This is a genomic window from Pseudomonas reinekei, from assembly GCF_001945365.1.
GTDB classification, from domain to species: domain Bacteria; phylum Pseudomonadota; class Gammaproteobacteria; order Pseudomonadales; family Pseudomonadaceae; genus Aquipseudomonas; species Aquipseudomonas reinekei.
Genome location: NZ_MSTQ01000010.1, coordinates 101404 through 124764, shown reverse-complemented (window position 1 = coordinate 124764; position 23361 = coordinate 101404). Strand labels below are relative to the sequence as shown.

General features: G+C 60.7%; 18 protein-coding genes. 6 read left to right on the top strand and 12 right to left on the bottom strand.

Annotated elements, in window-relative coordinates; translation table 11 throughout:
- Nucleotides 1–9: 9 nt before the first annotated feature.
- Complete coding sequence (locus BVK86_RS17820) at nt 10–1749, top strand: PTS fructose-like transporter subunit IIB (protein WP_075947665.1); 1740 nt, start codon at nt 10–12, stop codon at nt 1747–1749.
- An 80-nt stretch (nt 1750–1829) separates the two neighbouring features.
- A complete protein-coding gene (locus tag BVK86_RS17815) occupies nt 1830–3371 on the top strand; it encodes an alkaline phosphatase D family protein (protein WP_075947664.1) in 1542 nt (513 codons plus the stop codon).
- A gap of 48 nt (nt 3372–3419) precedes the next feature.
- On the opposite strand, the gene BVK86_RS17810 is transcribed toward BVK86_RS17815, so the two are convergent.
- Nucleotides 3420–5948: a PepSY domain-containing protein gene (locus tag BVK86_RS17810; RefSeq protein ID WP_075947727.1), complete on the bottom strand. Its 2529-nt coding sequence runs from the start codon at nt 5946–5948 to the stop codon at nt 3420–3422.
- 194 nt (nt 5949–6142) lie between these two features.
- On the bottom strand, nt 6143–8467 hold the full coding sequence (locus BVK86_RS17805) for a TonB-dependent receptor (protein ID WP_075947663.1): 2325 nt from the start codon (nt 8465–8467) through the stop codon (nt 6143–6145).
- Nucleotides 8468–8674: 207 nt separating this feature from the next.
- Between BVK86_RS17805 and BVK86_RS17800 the strand changes: the two genes are divergently transcribed.
- Both BVK86_RS17800 and BVK86_RS17795 read left to right on the top strand, forming a co-directional pair.
- Nucleotides 8675–9355, top strand: coding sequence for a Fe2+-dependent dioxygenase (locus BVK86_RS17800; protein ID WP_075947662.1), 681 nt, complete (start codon nt 8675–8677; stop codon nt 9353–9355).
- Nucleotides 9352–10119 (top strand): tetratricopeptide repeat protein, encoded by a 768-nt coding sequence (locus tag BVK86_RS17795; RefSeq protein WP_075947661.1) that lies wholly within the window; start codon nt 9352–9354, stop codon nt 10117–10119. Before BVK86_RS17800 ends, BVK86_RS17795 begins: the two co-directional genes overlap by 4 nt.
- An 83-nt stretch (nt 10120–10202) precedes the next feature.
- On the opposite strand, the gene BVK86_RS17790 is transcribed toward BVK86_RS17795, so the two are convergent.
- The 5 genes from BVK86_RS17790 to BVK86_RS17770 all read right to left on the bottom strand — a co-directional run bounded on the left by BVK86_RS17790 (nt 10203) and on the right by BVK86_RS17770 (nt 15223).
- Nucleotides 10203–11366 (bottom strand): type III PLP-dependent enzyme, encoded by a 1164-nt coding sequence (locus BVK86_RS17790; RefSeq protein ID WP_075947660.1) that lies wholly within the window; start codon nt 11364–11366, stop codon nt 10203–10205.
- 392 nt (nt 11367–11758) lie between these two features.
- Entirely contained in the window at nt 11759–12916 is a 1158-nt protein-coding gene (locus BVK86_RS17785) for an osmoprotectant ABC transporter ATP-binding protein OsmV (protein ID WP_075947659.1), read from the bottom strand.
- Nucleotides 12913–13566: an ABC transporter permease gene (locus tag BVK86_RS17780; RefSeq protein WP_075947658.1), complete on the bottom strand. Its 654-nt coding sequence runs from the start codon at nt 13564–13566 to the stop codon at nt 12913–12915. The genes BVK86_RS17785 and BVK86_RS17780 overlap by 4 nt, the downstream gene beginning before the upstream one ends.
- 13 nt (nt 13567–13579) lie before the next feature.
- On the bottom strand, nt 13580–14485 hold the full coding sequence (locus BVK86_RS17775; protein ID WP_075947657.1) for a glycine betaine ABC transporter substrate-binding protein: 906 nt from the start codon (nt 14483–14485) through the stop codon (nt 13580–13582).
- A gap of 21 nt (nt 14486–14506) precedes the next feature.
- Nucleotides 14507–15223, bottom strand: coding sequence for an ABC transporter permease (locus tag BVK86_RS17770; protein ID WP_075947656.1), 717 nt, complete (start codon nt 15221–15223; stop codon nt 14507–14509).
- Between the two features lie 330 nt (nt 15224–15553).
- Here BVK86_RS17770 and BVK86_RS17765 point away from each other — a divergent pair, with 330 nt between their 5' ends.
- The gene (locus BVK86_RS17765; RefSeq protein ID WP_075947655.1) at nt 15554–17137 is read left to right on the top strand and encodes a peptide chain release factor 3; all 1584 of its coding nucleotides are present in this window, start codon (nt 15554–15556) and stop codon (nt 17135–17137) included.
- A 206-nt stretch (nt 17138–17343) separates the two neighbouring features.
- On the top strand, nt 17344–17601 hold the full coding sequence (locus BVK86_RS17760) for a hypothetical protein (RefSeq protein ID WP_075947654.1): 258 nt from the start codon (nt 17344–17346) through the stop codon (nt 17599–17601).
- Between the two features lie 154 nt (nt 17602–17755).
- On the opposite strand, the gene BVK86_RS17755 is transcribed toward BVK86_RS17760, so the two are convergent.
- The 5 genes from BVK86_RS17755 to BVK86_RS17735 form a co-directional block, all read right to left on the bottom strand.
- A complete protein-coding gene (locus BVK86_RS17755; protein WP_075947653.1) occupies nt 17756–18736 on the bottom strand; it encodes a peptide ABC transporter ATP-binding protein in 981 nt (326 codons plus the stop codon).
- On the bottom strand, nt 18736–19704 hold the full coding sequence (locus tag BVK86_RS17750) for an ABC transporter ATP-binding protein (protein WP_075947652.1): 969 nt from the start codon (nt 19702–19704) through the stop codon (nt 18736–18738). The genes BVK86_RS17755 and BVK86_RS17750 overlap by 1 nt, the downstream gene beginning before the upstream one ends.
- A 10-nt stretch (nt 19705–19714) precedes the next feature.
- Entirely contained in the window at nt 19715–20641 is a 927-nt protein-coding gene (locus tag BVK86_RS17745) for an ABC transporter permease subunit (RefSeq protein WP_075947651.1), read from the bottom strand.
- An 11-nt stretch (nt 20642–20652) separates the two neighbouring features.
- On the bottom strand, nt 20653–21663 hold the full coding sequence (locus tag BVK86_RS17740) for an ABC transporter permease subunit (protein WP_075947650.1): 1011 nt from the start codon (nt 21661–21663) through the stop codon (nt 20653–20655).
- Nucleotides 21664–21737: 74 nt separating this feature from the next.
- A complete protein-coding gene (locus tag BVK86_RS17735; protein ID WP_075947649.1) occupies nt 21738–23333 on the bottom strand; it encodes an ABC transporter substrate-binding protein in 1596 nt (531 codons plus the stop codon).
- Nucleotides 23334–23361 lie beyond the last annotated feature (28 nt).

Genomic DNA, 23361 nt, shown 5'->3' with positions numbered 1-23361 from the left:
GGGTTGGTCATGAAGTTAGCCATTGTTACTGCCTGCCCGAACGGCATGGTCACCAGTGTGCTGTGCGCTCGTTTGCTGGATGCCGCGGCCCAGCGTCAGGGTTGGAGCACCAGTGTCGAAATCAGCGATGCGGCGCACCCCGAACGGCAAATGTCGGCGGCCACGATTGAAGCCGCCGAGTGGGTCTTGTTGGTCACCAGTGCACCGGTGGACATGTCGCGATTCGTCGGCAAACGCGTCTACCAGAGCACCCCGGCCCAGGCCCTGCAAGATGTGGAATCAGTGCTGCGTCGCGGGGCCGAGGAGGCGCAGGTTTACCTCGCCGCTGAAGTCGTCGCCGAACCGGTCGTGACCACAAAAAAAGCGCCGCGCCTGGTCGCGGTCACCGCGTGTCCGACCGGCGTCGCCCACACCTTCATGGCCGCCGAAGCGTTGCAGCAAGCGGCGAAGCGTTTGGGCTATGACCTGCAGGTGGAAACCCAGGGTTCGGTCGGCGCGCGCAATCCGTTGAGCGCGCAGGCCATCGCCGACGCCGATGTGGTGCTGCTGGCGGCGGACATCGAAGTCGCCACCGAGCGTTTCGCCGGCAAGAAGATTTACCGTTGCGGCACCGGCATTGCCCTCAAGCAAGCCGAAGCGACCTTGAACAAAGCCCTCGCCGAAGGCACGCAGGAAACCGCCGCGAGCGGCGCCAAAGGCCCGGCCAAACAAGAGAAAACCGGCATCTATAAACACCTGCTGACCGGTGTCTCGTTCATGTTGCCGATGGTGGTGGCGGGCGGTTTGATGATCGCCTTGTCATTCGTGTTCGGCATCACCGCGTTCAAGGAGGAGGGCACACTCGCGGCGGCGCTGATGCAAATCGGCGGCGACACGGCGTTCAAACTGATGGTGCCGCTGCTGGCGGGTTACATCGCCTACTCGATTGCCGACCGTCCGGGCCTGGCGCCGGGGATGATCGGTGGACTGCTGGCGAGCACCCTGGGCGCGGGTTTTATTGGCGGGATCATCGCCGGTTTCATTGCCGGTTACGCGGCGCAGGCGATCAATCGTTATGCGCGGTTGCCGCAAAGCCTCGAGGCATTGAAACCGATTTTGATCATCCCGCTGCTGGCCAGTTTGTTCACCGGCCTGGTGATGATTTACGTCGTCGGCAAACCGGTGGCCGGCATGCTCGCCGGGCTCACGCATTTCCTCGACAGCATGGGCACCACCAACGCGATTCTGCTCGGTGTGCTGCTGGGCGGGATGATGTGCGTCGACCTCGGCGGGCCAATCAACAAAGCCGCCTATGCGTTCTCGGTGGGGCTGTTGGCATCGCAGAGTTATGCGCCTATGGCCGCGACCATGGCCGCCGGCATGGTGCCGCCGATTGGTCTGGGTATCGCCACGTTTATCGCCCGGCGCAAGTTCGCCCAGAGCGAGCGCGAAGCGGGTAAAGCGGCGCTGGTGTTGGGGTTGTGCTTCATCTCCGAAGGGGCGATTCCGTTTGCTGCGAAAGATCCGCTGCGGGTGATTCCGGCGAGCATTGCCGGTGGTGCGCTGACCGGCGCGTTGTCGATGTATTTCGGCTGCAAGTTGATGGCGCCCCACGGTGGTTTGTTCGTGCTGCTGATCCCGAATGCGATCAATCATGCGTTGCTGTATCTGCTGGCGATTGTCGCCGGGAGTCTGTTGACGGCGGTGGTGTATGCGTTGGTGAAGCGGCCTGAAACCGTTGAAATGGCGTTGGAGCCGGCCAAGGCCTGACACATCACCTACAGGGATCGCGTTTTCACATCAGCGTCATGCGCACATGCTTAAGTTTTTCCTTTTCCAGGGAGAACACCATGAGCGATTTCAACCTCGGCCGCCGGCGTGTGATGCAAGCGGTCGGCGCCGGATTGCTGCTGCCGGGGCTGGCGCCAGCGGTCATCGCCTCGGTCAAGGATCGACCGCAACTCACCGATGGCGTGCAGTCCGGCGACCTGCTGGGTGACCGTGCGATCATCTGGAGTCGCAGTGACCGCCCGGCGCGAATGGTGGTGGAGTGGGACACTCGCAGTCTGTTTCCCAACCCACGGCGATTCGTCTCGGCGCTGGCCGATGCCCGCACCGACTTCACCGCCCGTGTCGAGCTCACCGGGTTGCCGGCCGATCAGGCGATTTTCTACCGCGTACAGTTTGAAGACGCCCAAAGCGGAGTCGCCAGCGAACCGTGGTTCGGCCACTTGCGCAGCGTGCCGCAAACCCGCCGCGATATTCGCTTCGTCTGGAGTGGCGACACCGTCGGCCAAGGCTATGGCATCAATCCCGACATCGGCGGCATGCGCATCTACGAAGCCATGCGCTTGCGCCTGCCGGACTTTTTCATCCACAGCGGCGACACCATCTATGCCGACGGCCCCGTGCCGGCCCAACTCACCACCGAAAGCGGCCGCGTGTGGCGCAACATCACCACCGAAGCCAAGAGCAAAGTCGCCGAAACCCTCGATGATTACCGCGGCAATTACCGCTACAACCTGATGGACGAAAACATCCGCCGCTTCAACGCCGAAGTGCCGCAGATCTGGCAGTGGGACGACCACGAAGTGGTGAACAACTGGTCGCCGGGCAAGCAACTGGATGAGCGTTACAAGAGCAAAGATATCCACAGCCTGGTGGGCCGCGCGCGTCAGGCCTGGCTCGAATATGCACCGATGCGTTTGCAGAGCGCCGATGGCGGCGGGCGGATTTATCGTCAGCTCAGCTACGGGCCGCTGCTCGATGTGTTCGTGCTCGACATGCGCAGCTACCGCGAAGCCAATGATGACAACCTCGGTGACGCCAAGCCTTTCCTTGGGCGAGAGCAACTGGACTGGCTGAAAGCGTCGCTTAAAGGCTCCAAGGCCCAGTGGAAAATCATCGCCGCCGACATGCCCATCGGCTTGGGTGTGCCCGATGGGGAAGTCAGCCCCGGTGTCGCGCGCTGGGAGGCGGTGGCCAATGGCGATCCGGGGCCGGCCCAGGGACGCGAGCTGGAAATCGCCGAGTTGCTGGGCTTCCTGCGGGCGCAGCAGGTGCGCAACTTCGTCTGGCTGACGGCGGATGTGCACTATTGCGCGGTCCATCATTACCATCCGGAGCGTGCCGCGTTTCAGGACTTCGAACCGTTTTGGGAGTTCGTCGCAGGTCCCCTGAATGCGGGAAGCTACGGGCCCAATCCGCTGGATAAAACGTTCGGACCGCAAGTGCTGTTCCAGAAGGCACCGCCCGCGCAGAACACGTCACCGTTTGCCGGGTTTCAGTTTTTTGGTGAGGTGAACATCGAAGGGCAGAGCGGGGAATTGAGCGTGGTGTTGCGCGATCTTGATGGGGTGGCGGTGTTTGAGCAGAAACTGCAGCCGGTGTAACGGCGCCACTTGCAGGAGCAAGCTTGCTCCTGCAGGTGGGCGGTGTTGTCAGTAAACGTCGCGGCGGTAGCGGCCTTGTTCGATCAGGCGTTCGACTTCGGCACTGCCAAGTACGTCGTTGAGCACTTGATCCACACCGCTGGCCATGCCCTGCAAGCTGCCGCAGATGTAGATCACGGCGCCGTCCGCCAGCCATTTCTTCAGCTCACTGGCCGATTCGCGCAGGCAATCCTGCACGTAGATCTTCTCGGGCTGATCCCGCGAGAACGCCAGGTCCAGGCGCTGCAAGTCACCGCAAGTCAACCACTCTTGCAGTTCATCGCGGCACAGGTAGTCGTGTTCGCGATTGCGCTCGCCAAACAGCAGCCACTGGCGTTGCTGCCCATCGGCAATCCGCGCCTTGAGCAAGCTGCGCAATCCGGCCAGACCGGTGCCGTTGCCCAGCAGAATCATTGGCACCGCTTCGTTCGGCAGGTGGAAGCCGCTGTTGCGACGGACCCGCAGGCTGATGCTGCCGCCAATCGGCGCGTGTTCGGTGAGCCAGCCGGAGCCGACCCCGAGGCTGCCATCGGCACGCAGTTCCTGGCGCACGATCAACTCCAGAATGCCGTCGGCGGCAATCGAAGCAATCGAGTATTCGCGCATGGCCAGCGGCACGAGAGCGTCGACCAGGGCTTGTGCGTGCAGGCCGACCAAATGGCTGCGGTTTTCCGGCAGTTGGCGGGTGGCGAGGGCTTGCTCCAGAGGTTGCGAGAGACCGTCGTGTTCAATCGTGGCGCGACCATCGATCCCCAGGCCATCGAGGAAATGCTCGATCGCCCAAGGGCAATTGCGCGGTAACACTTCCACCAGGTCACCGGCCAGCCAACTGCTGCGGATGGGCGCGGTCAGGGCGAGCAAATAGACGGGCGAACCGCTGCTGCCGGGGTTGAGCTGCTCGCGGCGGGTCAGGGTCCAGTTGTCGAAGCTCGGTGCTTGCCAGGTGTCCGCCGGCGCCTGACCGGTCAACAGGCCAAGTTGCTGCTGCCAGTGACGCAAGGCGTAAGGGTCGCCGCTGTCGACCTCCACAGGGGCGAACAGGGTCTTGCCGCCGTGTTCGCCGAGCCAATTGTGCAGGCGTCGGGCGAAACCGCAGAAGTGTTGATACTGGCGGTCACCGAGACCGAGCACGGCGTAGTTCAGGCTTTCCAGGCTCAAGTTGCGATTCAGTAGCTTGCGTTCAAAACCACGGGCGCTGTCTGGCGCTTCGCCGTCGCCGAAGGTGCTGACCACGAACAGCGCGTTGCTCGAGTCACGCAGGTCCTGCTCGCTGACATCCGCCAGCGGCTGGACCCTGACCGGCAGGCCGGCAGCCTGCAGTTGGCCGGCGGTTTGCCAAGCCAGCTGCTCGGCAAAACCGCTCTGGCTGGCGAAACCGATCAGCCATGCCGACGCGTCGCTGCCCGGTTGCGCGAGGCCTTTGCGGGCGTCCTTGATCTGGCGTTTTTTGCGTCGACGATCGAGGTACAGCATCCAGCCGGTGATGAAGAACAGCGGCATGGTCAGCGCGGTGATCGTCAAGATGATGCGCCCGCCGATGCCAAAGTAACTGCCGACGTGCAGCGCGTAGAGGCTGGTCAGCAACTGCGCCTTGAAGCTCTTGTCGCTGTAGCGGTCGTGACGCTTGATCACACCGGTGACCGGATCGAGGGTGATCTGGTTCAGCGCACGGTCGTGGGGCGAGTCTTTGAGCAGGTAGAACACGGTCGCCGGTTGTCCGGCCACGGGAGGCATGCGGGTGTTATAGAAACTCAGGCCGGGACCAGCTGCGCTGTAGATGCTGCTCCACATCGCCGAATAATCGGCCGTTGGCGCCGGGCCGCTTGGGGCTGGGCCGCGACCACCACGCACGCGTTCGTTCTGCGGTGAGTCCGAGAGCAATTGATTCAGGCCCTTGTTGTACCACTCGTAGGACCAGGACAAACCGGTCAGCGCCGACAGGAGATAAAACACCAGGCACCAGGTACCCGCGACCGAATGCAGGTCCCAGTTGAAGCTGCGACCTTTTTTCTTCCAGTCGAGGGTCAGCCAGGCGCGCCAGCTTTTCCACTGGCGCGGCCAGCGCAGATAGAGGCCGGACAGGCAGAAGAACACCAGGATCAGGGTGCAGGCGCCGGTAATCTGCCGACCGGTATCGCCCATGGCGAGGAAGCGGTGCAGTTGCAGCATCAGGCCGAAGAATTGCTGGCCGCTAGCGTCGCCCAGCAGTTCGCCGGTGTACGGGTCGAAGAAACGCATGGGGCCGCGACGCTCACCCGGTGCCGGGGTGAAGAAGGCTTTTGCGGCGATGTCGCTGTCGATGTCGACCGAGAGCATCGCAACTTTCAGGTGGCTGGCCGCTTCGATTTTTTCTACCAGTTCAGCAGGCGGCAGCACACCGGCGACCTGTTTCTGCACCTGCAACACAGACGGGTTCAACGCGTACAGGATCTCATCCTGAAACGACACCGTCGCCCCGGTGATCCCCATCAAGGCCAGGACCAGTCCGGCGCTGATGCCAAAAAACCAGTGCAACTGGAACAGGGTTTTCTTCAACACGTCGCTCGCCTTGTTCAAAAGTGGTCATCACGGCGCGCATTATGCCGTGGGTTGTCGAGAAACATTCCTTTTACACACAAAAGCTGTGGGAGCGAGCTTGCTCGCGATGATGGCCTTACAGTCAACCTGCATGTTGAATGTTATGGCCCCATCGCGAGCAATCTCGCCCCCCCAGGGATTGCGCTGTTGTGCAATCAGAAGTGGAAGTTGGTGCTCAGCAAAGCAGTACGGCCCGCCGCCTGGTTGGCGAAGTGAGTCGAGAAGGCCTTGTCGTAATAGGTTTCGTCGGTCAGGTTCTGCACGTTCAATTGCAGGTCGATGTTTTTGGTCAGCTTGTAGGCGGCCATTGCATCGTAGCGAACGTAGGAATCAACCATGGTGGTGTTGGCCGCGCTACCGAAGACGTCGTCGACATAGAACGCGCCGCCGCCGATGGTCAGCTTTGGCGTGACCTGGTAGGTCGTCCACAGGCTGGCACTGTTCTTCGGAGTGTTCGGCAATTGGTTGCCATTGTTGGCTCGGTTGGCCGGCAAGTCGCCGCCATCCACCTGTTCGCTGTCCATGTAGGCGTAACCGGCGAACACCTGCCATTGGTCGGTGAGCTTGCCGGTGGCCGACAGTTCGAAACCTTGCACCCGGGTCTTGCCGACGTTTTCGTAGGTGGTGGTGTTGGTTTGCACACGAGCGTTGTCTTTCTCGGTGCGGAAGATATCAGCGGTCAGCGACAAACGATCGTTGAGCAGATCCCACTTGGTGCCGATTTCGTAGTTCTTGGTGGTTTCCGGTTCCATGTCGCTGCTCAGCAGGTTGCCGTTGCGATCAGGCGTGCCGCCCAACGGGTTGCCGTCCTGGCCTTCGCCGAGGGTTGCGCCCGGTGGTGTTGCCGACGTTGCGTAGGACGCGTAGATGCTGCCGTTTTCCGCTGGCTTGTAGACCACACCGAACTGACCGGTCACGAACTCGCTGACATCATCGCCCTTGGAAGTGGTGGTGCCGGCCGCGTTGTAGGTTTTGTAGTCGGTGTCGAAATGGTCGTAGCGCAGGCCCATGTTCACCAGCCACTGCTCGGACAGCGTCAGGGTGTCGAACACGTAGAGCGCGTAGGTTTTACCCGTGGTGTCGGTGCCGGCGTAGTTGCGCGAGATGGCGCCGCTCCAGGGGTCGCTCGGGTTCGGGTTCGACAGCGAGGTGCAGTTGTAGCCGCTTGGCGCGCCGATGATTGCCGGGTTGCAAGTGGTGGTCGCTGCGGGTGTCCCCGGCGTGGTGTCGGTGTTGACGGTGTACGAGGATTTCTGGCTTTCCTCGCGGCTCAACTCGATACCGGTGGCGAAGCTGTTCTTGAAGCCCGCGATGTACACGTCCCCAAACAGATCGGTCTGGTTGGTGGTGGTCTCGGTGTTGCTGACGCGGGTGTTGGCCCGGCGCCAGACGCTGCCATTGTTGACGTTGCCCTTGCTGTCGTCCGGCTGGGTCAGGATGTAGTCCTGCATGCTGGAACCGTGACGCAGGGTGTTCTTCACGGTCAACGCGTCGTTCAGGTCGTGCTCGATGGAGAGGGTCGCCGTGTCGGTGCGGCCCTTGCGGAAGTCGCGGCCGTCGAGACCATAGAAGTTGCTGCTATCGCCGCCATCCTGAGGCTTGTCCGGGTTGGACTTGGTACGGGCAGCGGAGCCAGCGGTCGGGATCGAGTAGGGAATACCCGAGTCCGGCGTGTCGTTGCTTTCGAGGTGGTAGTAGTCGAGGTTGACCCGGGTGTCGGTGCCCAGGCCGAAGGCCAGCGACGGTGCCACGCCCCAGCGGTCGTAATCGACGCTGTCACGGCCGGCGACGTTGCTTTCGTGGCTCATCAGGTTCAGACGGCCGGCGACGGTGTCGGAAAACTGATAGTTGCCGTCCATGGTGTAGCGCTGGGTCTGGTCGGAGCCCCAGGTGAAACCACCGTCGAACGAGTTGCCCAGGTGCGCTTTCTTGCTCACCAGGTTGATGCTGCCGCCCGCCGCGCCACGGCCGCCGATGGCCGAGTTCGGGCCTTTGCTGACTTCGATCGATTCTACGGCGAAGATCTCGCGGCTCTGCGAACCGGTGTCGCGCACGCCGTCGAGGTAGGTGTCGCCCTGGGCATCGAAACCGCGAATGAACGGACGGTCGCCCTGCGGGTTGCCGCCTTCACCGGCACCGAAGGTGATGCCTGGAACGGTGCGCAGCGCATCCTGCATGTTCAGGGCGCCGGTGTCCTTGATGACTTGCTGCGGGATGACCGTGACCGAGCGTGGGGTGTCGACCAGCGGTGCGGTGTATTTGGGAGAGGACGCCTTTTCGACGTTGTAGGTCGTCTCGTCCTGGGCTTCACCGGTAATGGCAGTGGCACCGAGGGAAATCGTGTTACCCGGTGCTTTCTCGTCGGTCTTTTCAGCCGCGAAAACCATGTGGCCAGCGGAGCCGGCAGTGATCGCAACGCCAATTGCAGAAGCGAGCAGACGCGGTGAACTGACGGGTAATTGTGCGTGTTGACGTGACATTTTTATTCCCCTCCCCAAGGATTTGAGGCGGCGGAATATAGGGTAAACACGTATTTGTATCAATTGCGAAGAATTACTATTTGAGACGAATTTACATTCTTTACAATTTGGCGTTACGGTTTTTACCGTTTCATCCGTCTGGCGGGTTTTACATGGGCAATAAGAATCAATATCATTGCCATCCTTTTGCCTCCAGGTGTCTTCACCATGCTGCTGCACATTCCCGGCCTGTTCGACAAAGAAGAAGTGCAGCGCATTCGCGAGGCTCTGGAACAGGCTGATTGGGCCGACGGCAAGATCACCGCCGGTTATCAATCGGCCAAGGCCAAGCACAATTTGCAGTTGCCGGAAGGCCATCCACTGGCCAAGGACATTGGCGCGGCCATGCTCGAGCGGCTGTGGAAGAATCCGCTGTTCATGTCAGCGGCATTGCCGCACAAGGTGTTTCCTCCGTTGCTGAACTGTTACACGGCCGGTGGCAGTTTCGATTTCCACATCGACAACGCCGTGCGCCAGCCCAAGGGCAGCATCGAACGGGTGCGCACTGACCTGTCGGCCACGCTGTTCTTCAGCGAGCCCGAGGATTACGACGGCGGCGAGCTGGAAATCCAGGACACCTACGGCACCCAGCGTGTGAAGTTGCCCGCCGGCGACATGGTTTTGTACCCGGGCACCAGCCTGCACAAGGTCAACGCAGTGACACGCGGCACGCGCTATGCCTCGTTTTTCTGGACGCAGAGCCTGGTGCGTGAAGACAGTCAGCGGGCGCTGCTGTTCGAGATGGACGGGGCGATCCGGCAACTGGCCCAGGATGTGTCCGATCACCCTTCGTTGATCCGCCTGACCGGCACCTATCACAACCTGTTGCGCCGCTGGGTCGAGGTATGAGTTTTCAATTGCGTCGTGAGGAAATCCTCGACGGCGATGCGCTTAAATCCATGCTCGAAGAAAGCCCGGCCCGTGCCGCCCAGGCCATTCTGATGGCCGCCCGCGAAGACGTCCTCGATGCCCAGGCGTTGCTCGGGCAGATTCTGCTGGACGGGCAGGGCATTGCCCAGGATCAGCCGTTGGCGGTGCGCTGGTTCGACATCGCCGCCCGACGCGGGCATTTGATGGCGCGCAACATGCTCGGCCGTTGTCATGAGCATGGCTGGGGATGCGCGCTCGACGTTGCAGTAGCCGCGCGGCACTATCGAATTGCAGCCGAAGCCGGGCTGGATTGGGCGATGTACAACTACGCCAACCTGTTGGCGACCGGGCGTGGGGTGGCTGAGGATCAGTTGCAAGCGCTGAGTCTCTATCATCACGCTGCCCAGTTGGGTCATGCGAAATCGATGAACCTGCTCGGCCGATACCTGGAAGAAGGGCGCGTTTGCCCGGCAGATCCGGCAGCGGCCCGCGACTGGTATCGGCGTTCCGCCGAGGGCGGGGATTTTCGTGGGCAGTTCAGCTTTGCGGCGGTGTTGACCGAAGAGGGACATATCGACGACGCATTGGTCTGGCTGCGCAAGGCGCTGGCCGGGGGGAATCTGAATTTCCTGCGGGTGGCGAGTGAAGCATTGTCGGCATCGGCGGACCCAAGGGTTCGCGTGCTGGTGGCTGAATATCAGCAGCGAACTCGAGCGTTGAGCCAAGGATCAATGGATCAGTAAGGCAGTTGTGGTTCCAGGTTGAAATGCCAGGCACAAAAAAGCCCATGACGCGTCATGGGCTTATTGCTTTCTGCGTGACGTACTTACACGTAGAACGACTTCAGCGGCGGGAAGCCATTGAACTCGACGGCGCTGTAGCTGGTGGTGTACGCACCGGTCGACAGCCAGTACAGGCGATCACCGATGGCCAGGTTCAGCGGCAGGCCGTACTTGTAGTTTTCGTACATGATGTCGGCGCTGTCGCAGGTCGGGCCGGCGATCACGACTTCTTCCATCTCGCCTTTCTTCTCGGTCCAGATCGGGAACTTGATGGCTTCGTCCATGGTTTCGATCAGGCCGGAGAACTTGCCCACATCCGTATACACCCAACGCTCGACGGCGGTACGGGATTTACGCGCGACCAGCACCACTTCGCTGACCAGGATGCCAGCGTTGGCGATCAACGAACGGCCCGGCTCGAGGATAATTTCCGGCAGATCGTCACCGAAGTCTTCCTTGAGGAAACGGATGATTTCTTCGGCGTAGGTTTCCAGGCTGTTGGTGCGGGTGATGTAGTTGGCCGGGAAGCCACCGCCCATGTTGATCAGCTTCAGGTGGATGCCGTCTTCTTCTTTCAGACGCTCGAAGATCACTTTGACCTTGGCGATCGCCGCGTCCCAGACGCTGATGTCGCGCTGCTGCGAACCCACGTGGAACGAGATGCCGTAAGGCACCAGGCCCAGGTCACGGGCGAGGATCAGCAGGTCCATGGCCATGTCGGTCTGGCAACCGAATTTGCGCGACAACGGCCAGTCGGCAGTGGTCGAGCCTTCGGTCAGGATGCGTACGTAGACTTTCGAACCCGGTGCAGCCTTGGCGATGTTGCGCAAGTCGGCTTCGGAGTCGGTGGCGAACAGGCGCACGCCCTTGTCGTAGAAGTAGCGGATGTCCTTGGATTTCTTGATGGTGTTGCCGTAGCTGATCTGGTCGGCGCTGACGCCGCGGCTCAGCACTTTGTCCAGCTCGTAGATCGAGGCGATGTCGAAGCTTGAGCCTTTCTCTTTGAGCAGGTCGATGATTTCCACGGCCGGGTTGGCCTTGACCGCGTAGTAGACCTTGGCGAATTCGAAACCGGCGCGCAGGTCGTCGTAGGCCTGGCTGATCATCGCGGTGTCGATCACCACGAACGGGGTTTCTTGCTTGTCGGCGAACGCCTTCATTTTCTGAAAGGTTTCGCGCGCGAAATAGTCTTCGACCTGGATCGACATGCTGGGAACTCCTACTGGCAAACTAAAATTATCAATGGGTGCAAATGAACGTCCTCCGTATCCCCACTTTGGTTCGCCTACTTCCCAAGGCATGTCGCCGAAAGCAAAAAGGCCATGGGAAGCGGTGTCTCCCTTGGCCTTGCTGTCTCGTCGTCAGTACTTGAGCCGGATGGATCGTTTCCAGCATGGACGTTCGGCGCGAACTTTAGGGCGTGAGGGGCTTGAGATCAACAAAAAATGTCGCGTTTTTGCACGCTTCCGTCGTGCGGTCCCTGACAGCTACTGATGTAACCGACCTGCATGACAGTGTGATGTTCCCCGGATGGAGAGTTTTGGCGGGATTTGTGTTGCCTTTGTGGCGAGGGAGCAAGCTCCCTCGCCACAGGGTCAGGTCAGGCGATGGCAGTCTCAGCCGGCGAAACGATACTGGTCTTGCCCCCACGAGACTTGCCCGAGCTCAGATATTCAGCAATCGACTCCTGGGTTACCTCGCCCAGGAACACCCGCTCGGCATCCATCACTGGCAACCAGGAGCGATTGAACTCGTACATGCGCGACAACAGGATGCGCAAATGCTCGTCGTAGGCGGCCGTGGCGTTGAACTCGCGCAGGTATTGCCCGCAAGTGCCGGACTGACGATGCAGGTCGCGGCGGCGTACGTAGCCCAGCGCCTTGTTCTCGGTACAGGTCACCACCACGTAGCGGCGGTCGTGCTCGTCCATCAACTCCAGCGCTTCGGCCACCGGTGTTTCCGGGCTGACGGATGGCGCGTTGTCCGCCGCGTCTTCGGCTTTGACCAGCAACAGGCGTTTGAGCGTGCTGTCCTGGCCGACGAAGTTGCTGACAAACTCATCCGCTGGATGGGCGAGCAGGGTGTCCGGGTGGTCGATCTGCAACAGCTTGCCGGCGCGGAAGATCGCGATCTTGTCGCCCAGCTTGATGGCTTCGTCGATGTCGTGGCTGACCATGATCACGGTCTTGTTCAGCGCCCGCTGCATTTCGAAGAACTCGTTCTGGATCATCTCGCGGTTGATCGGGTCGACCGCGCCAAACGGTTCGTCCATCAACAGCAGCGGCGCATCGGCCGCCAGCGCGCGGATCACGCCAATCCGTTGTTGCTGGCCGCCGGACAATTCCCGTGGATAACGATGCAGGTATTGCTTGGGTTCGAGCTTGATCATGCTCATCAACTCGCGGGCGCGGCCATGGCATTTCTGTTTGTCCCAGCCGAGCAGTTTCGGCACGACCACGATGTTCTCTTCGATGGTCATGTTCGGGAACAAACCAATCTGCTGGATCACGTAGCCAATGTTGCGGCGCAGGGTCACTTCGTCGAGACCGGTGGTGTCTTCACCGTTGATCAGGATCTTGCCCGAGGTCGGCTTGATCAGGCGGTTGATCATTTTCAGCGTGGTGCTTTTGCCGCAACCCGATGGCCCGAGGAACACGCAGATTTCGCCTTCATTGACGGTCAGGCTTACCGAATCCACGGCTTTGACATCTTTGCCGTTGCTTTGGAAGGTCTTGCTGAGGTTTTGAAGTTCGATCATTTGAGGAGTCCTTTTGGAGTCAACGAGCGTTGCAGCCATTGGAGAAACAGGTCAGCGAAAATGGCCAGAAGACTGACCAGCAGCGCGCCGACGATCAGCATCGACATGTCACTGCGGCTGATGGAAGCGAGGATGAGTACGCCCAGGCCACCGGCGCCGATGGTGGCGGCGATGGTCATGACGCCGATGTTCATCACCACGGCGGTGCGTACACCCGCAAGGATTACCGGCACGGCGATGGGCAGTTCGACCATGCGCAGGCGCTGGCCGAAGGTCATGCCGATCCCACGCGCGGCTTCACGAATGCCCGGTTCGACGCCAGTCAGCGCCAGGTAGGTGTTGCGCATGATCGGCAGCAGCGAATAAAGAAACACGGCGGTGATCGCCGGCATCGGCCCCAGGCCCTGGCCGAACTTGGAGTAGAACGGCAGCAGTAGGCCGAACAGGGCAATCGACGGCACGGTCAGCAGCACTGTCGCGCTAGCCTGCAAGGGACCAGCGAGGGTCGGGAAGCGCGTCATCAGAATGCCCAGCGGCACGCCGATGAGGATCGCCAGGGACACGGCGATGCCAACGAGGGTGATGTGCTGCCAGGTCAGGTGCATCACCTGCTGCCAGTCAAGATGGGAAAAGGCGTTCAGGAATTCCATGACTTCTCCTCTCTTAATTCAGCGGGTGTTGGCGCAGGAAATCAGCGGCAACTTTCGATGGGCTTTCGTGATCGACGTCGACGCGCGCGTTGAGCTGGCGCATGGTTTCGTCATCGAACAGTTCGGCCAGTGGCTTGAGTTGCTCGGCCAGTTTCGGGTTGGCGTCCAGCGTCGCCTGACGCACGACGGGCGCGGCGGTGTAGTCGGGGAAGTAGTGCTTGTCGTCTTCCAGCAGTTTCAGGCCGAAGGCGTTCAGGCGTCCGTCGGTGGTGTAGACCAGACCGGCAAACACCTGACCGTTGCGCAGTGCGGTGTAGACCAGACCGGCGTCCATTTGGCGAATGTTCTCGCGGGTCAGGTTCATGTCGTAGAGGTCGACCATGCCGATCAGCCCGTCAGAGCGGTTGGCAAACTCGGTGTCAAGCGCCACCAGGTGATTGCGCTTGGCTTCGGCGCGCAGTACTTCGTTCAACTGACTGATGTTGTTGATCTGCGGATATTCCTCAGCAACTTTTCCCGGCAGCGCGAGGGCGTAGGTGTTGCTGAATTTCGACGGGGTCAGCCAGATCAGGCCTTTTTTCGCGTCGAGTTCTTTCACCCGTGCGTAGGACTGAGCGCTGTCGAGTTTCTCAGTGACATGGTTGTAGGCCACCAGTGACACGCCGGTGTATTCCCAGAGCATGTCCAGTTGCCCGCTTTCGTGGGCGCTGCGGGCGAGGTTGCTGCCCAGGCCCCCGGTGATCTGTGCGTCGTAACCTTTGCTGCGCAGGTATTGCGCGGTGATTTCCGCGAGCAGGGTCTGCTCGGTAAACACTCGGGCGCCGAGGCGGATCACCGGTTTTTCAGCGGCTTGGGCGATGCCTGCGAACAGCAGGGCACTGCTCAACATCAGGCCGAAGATCAAGCTAAGTCGTTTCATAAATATTCCTTCGCAAAAGCCTTAAGACGGGCGCAAACCGCGTTCCAGCCAGAGACGGCTGGCGAGGGTGACCACGCCATCGAGCAGCAAGGCCAGCAGCGCGGTGCACGCGGCGCCGAGCAGCAATTGCGGCTGATTGTTCAGGGCGATGCCGGGGAAGATCAGGCTGCCAAGACTGTTGGCGCCAATCAGGAATGCCAGCGGCGCGGTCCCGACGTTGATCGCCAGCGCCACGCGCACACCACCGACGATGATCGGCACGGCGTTGGGCAGTTCGACTTTCCACAGCACTTGGCGCGGAGTCATGCCGATGCCGACGGCCGCCTCTTTCAGCGAGCCCTGCACGTTTTTCAGGCCTTCGTAGGTGTTGCGCACGATGGGCAGCAACGAAGCGAGGAACAAAGCGAAGATCGCCGGGCCACTGCCGATGCCGAGGATGCCCAGGGCAATCGCGAGCACGGCCAGCGGAGGCACGGTGTTACCGATATTGAAGATCTGCATGAAGCGTTCGGCGCGGCCGACCATGGTCGGGCGGCTGAGGAAGATGCCGGCAGGAATACCCACGACAAGGGCGGCCAGCATGGACGCGAGGACGAGAATCAAATGAGCTTGCAGGTAAAACAATAAATCGTCGCGGTAGTGTTCGATCGTGTTGATGCCGATCCAGTTGATCAGCAGGGCCAGAAGAGCGATTACCAGCGCGCCTCCTATCAGCCCTTTGCCATAGTGGATAGCCACAGGCGGACTCCTTTTTTTCAGTCGGCGAACGCAGTCCCGTGTGGCATGCCATGCCTGGCTGCCGGGATCAGATGTTCGCGAGAAGCAGCTCGCACACGCCGGTAAAACGGCCTGCAATCGAGCCATGAGCACAGCCTCGTCAGGCCGAATAGCGGGTGTTTCAGGCCCCCGACGAGTGGTCGTTACGGGGGAGTGGACGTCTCCGTGCTTTAAAAGGTTCCCATCTGCGGCAGCATTTGGCCACCCCGAATGTGCTCAACGGTTCGGTTCTTGGATCAACTTGGGCTATAATCTGCGCCCTTTTTTGAATCACCTGCCAGGCGATTTCCCATGACCAAACAGGCCGCCGAAGTCGCGAAACGCCGCACTTTCGCCATTATTTCCCACCCCGATGCCGGTAAAACCACCATCACCGAAAAGCTCTTGCTGATGGGCAAGGCGATTGCGGTGGCCGGCACGGTGAAATCTCGTAAATCCGACCGCCATGCCACCTCCGACTGGATGGAAATGGAAAAGCAGCGGGGTATTTCCATTACCACGTCGGTCATGCAGTTCCCGTATCGCGAGCACATGATCAACCTGCTCGACACCCCGGGCCACGAAGACTTCTCCGAAGATACCTATCGCACGCTGACGGCGGTGGACTCGGCGTTGATGGTGCTCGACGGCGGTAAAGGTGTAGAGCCACGGACCATCGCGCTGATGGACGTCTGCCGTCTGCGTGACACGCCGATCGTCAGCTTCATCAACAAACTCGACCGTGACATCCGCGACCCGATCGAACTGCTCGACGAAATCGAAGCGGTCCTGAAGATCAAGGCGGCGCCGATCACCTGGCCGATCGGCTGCTACCGCGACTTCAAGGGCGTGTACCACCTCGCCGACGACTACATCATCGTCTACACCGCCGGTCACGGTCACGAGCGCACCGAAACCAAGATCATCGAGAAACTCGACTCCGATGAAGCCCGCGCCCACCTGGGTGACGAGTACGAGCGCTTCATCGAGCAGTTGGAGCTGGTGCAGGGTGCCTGCCATGAGTTCAACCAGCAGGAGTTCCTCGACGGTCAGCTGACCCCGGTGTTCTTCGGTACGGCGCTGGGTAACTTCGGTGTCGACCATGTACTCGACGCCGTGGTCGACTGGGCGCCGCGTCCGATGGCACGTGTGGCCAACGAGCGCACCGTGGAGCCGATCGAAGAGAAGTTCTCGGGCTTCATCTTCAAGATCCAGGCGAACATGGACCCGAAACACCGTGACCGCATCGCCTTCATGCGCATTTGCTCCGGCAAGTACGAAAAGGGCATGAAGATGCGCCACGTGCGTACCGGCAAAGACGTGCGGATCGGCGACGCGCTGACGTTCTTCTCCTCCGAACGTGAGCAACTGGAAGAAGCCTACGCCGGCGACATCATCGGTTTGCACAACCACGGCACCATCCAGATCGGCGACACCTTCAGCGAAGGTGAAGTCCTGGGCTTTACCGGTATCCCGCACTTCGCTCCGGAACTGTTCCGCCGCGTACGCCTGAAAGACCCGCTGAAATCCAAGCAACTGCGCCAGGGCCTGCAGCAACTGGCCGAAGAAGGCGCGACCCAGGTGTTCTTCCCGGAACGCAGCAACGACATCATCCTCGGTGCCGTCGGTGTGCTGCAGTTCGACGTGGTCGCCAGCCGTTTGAAAGAGGAATACAAGGTCGAGTGCTCCTACGAGCCGATCACCGTGTACTCGGCGCGTTGGGTCGAGTGCAGTGACAAGAAGAAGCTTGAAGAATTCTCCAACAAGGCCGTGGAAAACCTGGCACTGGACGGCGGCGGTCACCTGACCTACCTCGCGCCTACGCGGGTCAACCTGGCGCTGATGGAAGAGCGCTGGCCGGACGTGAAATTCCGTGCGACGCGTGAGCATCATTAAGCATTAGGTGTTCAGGCAGGGAAAAAGCGAAGCTTTCGGGCTTCGCTTTTTTTTTGATCTTTTCGGCATAACGCTTATTCAAAACCAGTCTCTACATCCATTGCATTTCCCTCTCATCATTAACGTCCTATCTGGAGAACCCTGCTGATCGGAACTAGATTTCAATCGGCGCCAGACAGGCACTCTTCGACAGGATGGATTCGCTCATGAACAGATTGCTACGCATTTTATTGATGATGAAGGTATTGGTGATGCTGGCGCTCGGCAGCCCGGCGGTCTGGGCTGAGTGCGAAGAACACGAGACCCAGGCCTCGAGTGGGCAGGGGGCAAACGGTGAGCTGATGCTCGCCAAGTCTGAAGCCGAGCCGGGCGACAAAGGCCAGGGTGGGGCTGAGGGTGACGATGCCTCGACCACCGACGAGCCGGACTCCGATGACGCCGACGAAGGCGACAGCCAGACCTAAATCGCAGACAAAATAAAACCCCTTCCACTTGAAGTGGAAGGGGTTCGATCAACACAACCCCTGTGGGAGCTAGCCTGCTAGCGATTGCGGTGTGCCGGTAAACAGAAATGTTGACCGGTATACCGCTATCGCCAGCAGGCTGGCTCCCACATTTTTATGCCGCGCCGTGCACGAACTGCTCGGCGTAGTGGCAAGCCACTTGGCGGCTGTCGAGCAGGCGCAGGGCCGGCTCTTCGGTGCTGCAGCGCTCAGTGGCATACGGGCAGCGCTTGTGGAAAGCGCAGCCAGGCGGCGGGTTCAGCGGGTTGGGCAGTTCGCCGACGATCTTGATCTTCGGTTTGTCCGGATCCGGGTGGATGGTCGGCGTCGCCGACAACAGCGCCTGGGTGTAAGGGTGCAGAGGACGGGTGTAGATGTCCTCCTTTGGCCCCATTTCCACCGGACGGCCGAGGTACATCACCATCACATGGTCAGCCACATGCCGCACCACCGCCAGGTTGTGGGAGATGAACACGTAGGCGGTGTTGAACTCCTGCTGCAAATCCATGAACAGGTTCAGTACCTGAGCCTGGATCGATACGTCCAGCGCCGAGGTCGGTTCGTCCGCCACCAGCACTTTCGGTTGCAGCATCATGGCGCGGGCTAGGGCGATACGCTGGCGCTGACCGCCGGAGAACATGTGCGGATAACGCTGGTAGTGCTCAGGACGCAAGCCCACCTGCTTCATCATCGCCTGGACTTTCTCGCGACGTTCGGTGGCCGACAGGTTGGTGTTGATCAGCAGTGGCTCGGCCAGCTGATCACCGATTTTCTGCCGCGGGTTCAACGACGCGTATGGGCTCTGGAACACCATCTGCACGTCTTTGCGCAATTGCTTGCGCTGGGCCTTGTCGGCGCCGGCGACTTCCTGGCCGGCGATTTTCAAGGAGCCCGAGGACGGCTCTTCGATCAGGGTCAGGGCGCGGGCCAGGGTGGATTTGCCGCAACCCGATTCGCCTACGACGGCGAGGGTCTTGCCGGCTTCCAGCTCGAACGACACCCCGTTGAGGGCGCGAACGGTGGCGTGCCCCTTGAACATGCCACGGGACACTTCGTAGTGACGGGTCAGGTCGCGGGCGGTAAGTACGACGGCCATTACGCCACCTCCTGGTTCAGCGGGTAGAAGCAGCGGGCGAGGCTGTTGCTTTTCGGGTCAAGGGCCGGACGCTGGGAGCGGCAGTTGTCCTGCACATACGGGCAGCGCGGCGACAGCAGGCAACCTTGCGGACGGTCATAGCGACCGGGGACGATGCCCGGCAGGGTCGACAGGCGCGAGGCCCCCAGGCTGTGCTCCGGAATGGCCTTGAGCAGCGCTTCGCTGTACGGGTGCGCCGGGATGTCGAACAGTTGCGGCACCTGGCCGACTTCTACGGCTTGGCCGGCGTACATCACGCACACACGCTGGGCGGTTTCAGCCACGACCGCGAGGTCGTGGGTGATCAGCACCAGGCCCATGTTCTGCTCTTTCTGCAACGCCAGCAGCAGGTCCATGATCTGCGCCTGAATCGTTACGTCGAGTGCCGTGGTCGGTTCGTCGGCGATCAGCAGTTTCGGCTCGCCGGCAATCGCCATGGCAATGGCCACACGCTGACTCATGCCGCCGGACAGTTGATGCGGGTAGGCATCCATACGGCTGGCCGCACCCGGGATTTCAACTTTTTCCAGCAGTTCGATGGCGCGTTTGCGCGCGGCCTTGCCGGACATTTTCAGGTGCAGGCGCAGCACTTCTTCGATCTGAAAACCCACGGTGTAGCTCGGGTTCAGCGCAGTCATCGGGTCCTGGAACACCATCGACAGGTCTTTGCCGACGATTTGCCGACGCTGACGGTTGCTGAGCTTGAGCATGTCCTTGCCATCAAAGCTGAGCGAGTCGGCGGTGACGATGCCGGGATGCTCGATCAGACCCATCAGCGCCATCATGGTCACGGATTTACCCGACCCCGACTCGCCAACGATGGCCAGCACTTCGCCTTCGTCCACTTTCAGGTCGAGGCCATCGACCACGGGCGTTGCGTTCTTGTCGCCGAAGCGAACGTTGAGATTCTTGATTTCTAGCAGTGACATTGGAATCTCCTCAGGCGGCGTTCTTGAGTTTCGGGTCCAGCGCATCGCGCAGGCCGTCACCCATCAAGTTGATTGCCAGCACGCTGAGCAAAATGGTCAAACCAGGCAGACTGACGACCCACCAGGCACGTTCGATGTAGTCGCGGGCCGAGGCCAGCATGGTGCCCCACTCAGGGGTTGGCGGTTGTACGCCAAGGCCAAGGAAGCCCAGTGCGGCGGCATCGAGAATCGCCGAAGAGAAGCTCAGGGTCGCCTGAACGATCAGGGGTGCCATGCAGTTCGGCAGCACGGTCACGAACATCAGGCGTGGAAGGCCCGCACCGGCCAGGCGCGCGGCGGTCACGTAGTCGCGGTTCAGTTCGCCCATCACCGCGGCGCGGGTCAGACGAACGTAGGACGGCAGGGAAACCACGGCGATGGCGATCACGGTGTTGATCAGGCCAGGGCCGAGGATGGCGACGATCGCCACGGCCAGCAGCAGGGATGGCAGAGCCAGCATGATGTCCATCAGACGCATGATGGTCGGGCCGACCGCTTTCGGGAAGAAACCGGCGAACAGGCCCAGCAGAATCCCCGGGATCAACGACATGACGACCGACGACAAACCGATCAGCAGCGACAGGCGCGAACCCTGGATCAGGCGCGACAGCAGGTCGCGACCCAGTTCATCGGTACCGAGCAGGAACTGGATCTGCCCGCCTTCCAGCCAGGCTGGCGGGGTCAGCAGGAAATCACGGTACTGCTCGCTCGGGTCGTGGGGGGCAACCCACGGGGCGAAGATGGCGCAGAAAATCACCAGCAGCATGAACATCAGGCCGGCGACGGCGCCCTTGTTCCTGGAGAACGCTTGCCAGAATTCTTTGTACGGCGACGGATACAGCAGGCTTTGATCCACGGCGGACGCGGCGTTGGCTACTGAGGATGTTGGAGTGCTCATGGGTATTGACCTCAGCGCTGATGACGGATGCGTGGGTTGGCAAAGCCGTAGAGGATGTCCACTACGAAGTTGACCAGAATCACCAGGCAGGCGATTAACAGGATGCCGTTTTGCACAACCGGGTAGTCCCGGGCGCCAATGGCTTCGATCAGCCATTTGCCGATGCCCGGCCAGGAGAAGATGGTTTCGGTCAGGACCGCGCCGGCCAGCAGGGTGCCGACTTGCAGGCCGACCACGGTCAGTACCGGGATCAGCGCGTTACGCAGGCCGTGGACGAACACCACGCGCGATGGCGACAGGCCTTTGGCGCGGGCGGTACGGATGTAGTCTTCACGCAGCACTTCGAGCATCGACGAACGGGTCATCCGCGCGATCACCGCCAGCGGGATGGTGCCGAGCACGATGGCCGGCAGGATCAGGTGATGCAGCGCATCGAAGAACGCGCCGACGTCATCGGCCAGCAATGTATCGATCAGCATGAAGCCGGTACGCGGCTCGATGTCGTAGAGCAGGTCGATCCGCCCGGACACCGGGGTCCAGCCCAGGGACACCGAGAAGAACATGATCAGGATCAGGCCCCACCAGAAGATCGGCATCGAGTAACCCGCGAGGGAGATGCCCATCACCCCGTGGTCGAACAGCGATCCTCGCTTGAGTGCCGCAATCACCCCGGCCAGGAGGCCCAGGATGCCGGCGAACAACAGTGCGGCCATGGACAGTTCCAGGGTCGCTGGGAAGAGGGAGGTGAACTCGGTCCAGACGCTTTCACGGGTACGCAGGGATTCCCCGAGATCGCCGTGGGCCAGTTTGCCGATGTAATCCAGGTACTGGGCATACAGGGGTTTGTTCAGACCTAGGCGTTCCATTGCCTGAGCGTGCATTTCGGGGTCGACCCTGCGTTCTCCCATCATGACTTCCACGGGGTCGCCAGGGATCATGCGTATCAACGCGAAAGTCAGCAAGGTGATGCCGAAGAACGTGGGGATCAGTAACCCCAGTCGGCGGGCAATAAAACTAAACATCGTGTGGTGTACCTCATCAGCCGGTTAGGCGTGCCTGGTGTCCCTGGGGTCAGGGACACCGGGAGTTTTCTTATTTACTTCACCTGGGTGGTGGCGAAGTTATTCGTGGTGAGGGGGCTTATGTGGTAGCCCTCTACGTTGTTGCGCATTGCGGTGAACATTCTAGTGTGTGCCATGCTGATCCATGGCTGGTCCTGGTTAAAAATAACCTGAGCCTGTTCGTACAGTGCTGCACGCTCGGCCGGGTCGGTTTTTTCCCGGGCCTGATCGATCAGGGCCTGGAACTTGTCATTGCACCAGCGTGCATAGTTTTCGCCGTTCTTGGCCGCTTCGCAACTGAGCATAGGCGTCAGGAAGTTATCCGGGTCGCCGTTATCGCCCGCCCATCCTGCGGAAACCATGTCGTGCTCACCGTTTTTCGCACGTTTGAGCATTTCGCCCCATTCCATCACGCGGATGTCGATCTTGATCCCGACCTTGGCCAGGTCAGCCTGCATCATCTGCGCGCCGAGCATCGGGTTCGGGTTGGTCGGACCGCCACCGTTACGGGTGAACAGGGTGAAGGTGGTGCCTTCCGGTACGCCAGCTTCCTTGAGCAGGGCGCGGGCCTTGTCCAGATCACGAACCGGGTTTTTCAGGCTGTGGTTGTAGCCCAGCAGGGTGTCCGGGAACGGGTTGACCGCTACGGTAGCGTTGCCTTTGCCGAACAGGGCGTTGACGTAGGCCTCTTTGTCGAAGGCGATGTCGATGGCTTTGCGTACCCGCACGTCGCTCAAGTACTTGTGGGTGGTGTTCATGGCGACGTACGAAACGGTCATCGCGTTCAGCTCATCGACCTTCAGCTTATCGTCTTTCTTGATGCTCGGGATGTCGTCCGGTTTCGGATACAGCGCGACCTGGCACTCGTTGGCCTTGAGCTTCTGCAGGCGCACGTTGTTGTCGGTGGCGATGGCTAGAATCAGCGAATCGGCCGGGGCCTTGCCACGGAAGTAGTCCGGGTTGGCCTTGAAGCGCACCTGGGCGTCCTTGTTGTAGCGCTGGAAGATAAACGGACCGGTGCCGATTGGCTTGCTGTTCAGGTCGCCGGTCTTGTTGGCCTTGAGTAGCTGATCGGCGTATTCAGCGGAGTAGATCGACGAGAACGCCATCGCGATGTCGGCCAGGAACGGCGCTTCGCGGCGGGTCAGGGTGAACTTGACCGTGTTGTCGTCAACTTTCTCGACGCTCTTGAGCAGTTCTTTGAAGCCCATGCTTTCAAAGTACGGGAAGCCCACACTCGACAGTTTGTGCCATGGGTGGTTTGGGTCCAGCTGGCGCTGGAAGCTCCAGACCACGTCGTCGGCATTCATGTCGCGGGTGGGTTTGAAGTATTCGGTGGTGTGGAATTTGACGCCTTTGCGCAGGTGGAAGGTGTAGCTCAATCCGTCTTCGCTGATGTCCCAGGATTCGGCCAGCGCCGGAATCACATCGGTGGTACCGGGCTTGAAATCCGCCAGGCGATTGAAGATGGTTTCAGCGACCGCATCGGCGGTGACTGCAGTCGTGTACTGGACCATGTCGAAGCCTTCGGGGCTGGCTTCGGTGCAAACCACCAGCGGCTTGGCCGATACGCCCACCGCGACACTCAGCAAGGCGGCCGCGATGGCCGCACGTAGGGGAAGCATTTTCATCAAGAGCCCTCTGCAATCGGTTAAAGGA

Bases quoted from the DNA above. Each gene is read 5' to 3' on its own strand.
- BVK86_RS17820 (WP_075947665.1), top strand. From the start codon at position 10: ATGAAGTTAGCCATTGTTACTGCCTGCCCGAACGGCATGGTCACCAGT.
- BVK86_RS17815 (WP_075947664.1), top strand. From the start codon at position 1,830: ATGAGCGATTTCAACCTCGGCCGCCGGCGTGTGATGCAAGCGGTCGGC.
- BVK86_RS17805 (WP_075947663.1), bottom strand. From the start codon at position 8,467: ATGTCACGTCAACACGCACAATTACCCGTCAGTTCACCGCGTCTGCTC.
- BVK86_RS17800 (WP_075947662.1), top strand. From the start codon at position 8,675: ATGCTGCTGCACATTCCCGGCCTGTTCGACAAAGAAGAAGTGCAGCGC.
- BVK86_RS17795 (WP_075947661.1), top strand. From the start codon at position 9,352: ATGAGTTTTCAATTGCGTCGTGAGGAAATCCTCGACGGCGATGCGCTT.
- BVK86_RS17790 (WP_075947660.1), bottom strand. From the start codon at position 11,366: ATGTCGATCCAGGTCGAAGACTATTTCGCGCGCGAAACCTTTCAGAAA.
- BVK86_RS17785 (WP_075947659.1), bottom strand. From the start codon at position 12,916: ATGATCGAACTTCAAAACCTCAGCAAGACCTTCCAAAGCAACGGCAAA.
- BVK86_RS17780 (WP_075947658.1), bottom strand. From the start codon at position 13,566: ATGGAATTCCTGAACGCCTTTTCCCATCTTGACTGGCAGCAGGTGATG.
- BVK86_RS17775 (WP_075947657.1), bottom strand. From the start codon at position 14,485: ATGAAACGACTTAGCTTGATCTTCGGCCTGATGTTGAGCAGTGCCCTG.
- BVK86_RS17765 (WP_075947655.1), top strand. From the start codon at position 15,554: ATGACCAAACAGGCCGCCGAAGTCGCGAAACGCCGCACTTTCGCCATT.
- BVK86_RS17760 (WP_075947654.1), top strand. From the start codon at position 17,344: ATGAACAGATTGCTACGCATTTTATTGATGATGAAGGTATTGGTGATG.
- BVK86_RS17755 (WP_075947653.1), bottom strand. From the start codon at position 18,736: ATGGCCGTCGTACTTACCGCCCGCGACCTGACCCGTCACTACGAAGTG.
- BVK86_RS17750 (WP_075947652.1), bottom strand. From the start codon at position 19,704: ATGTCACTGCTAGAAATCAAGAATCTCAACGTTCGCTTCGGCGACAAG.
- BVK86_RS17745 (WP_075947651.1), bottom strand. From the start codon at position 20,641: ATGAGCACTCCAACATCCTCAGTAGCCAACGCCGCGTCCGCCGTGGAT.
- BVK86_RS17740 (WP_075947650.1), bottom strand. From the start codon at position 21,663: ATGTTTAGTTTTATTGCCCGCCGACTGGGGTTACTGATCCCCACGTTC.
- BVK86_RS17735 (WP_075947649.1), bottom strand. From the start codon at position 23,333: ATGAAAATGCTTCCCCTACGTGCGGCCATCGCGGCCGCCTTGCTGAGT.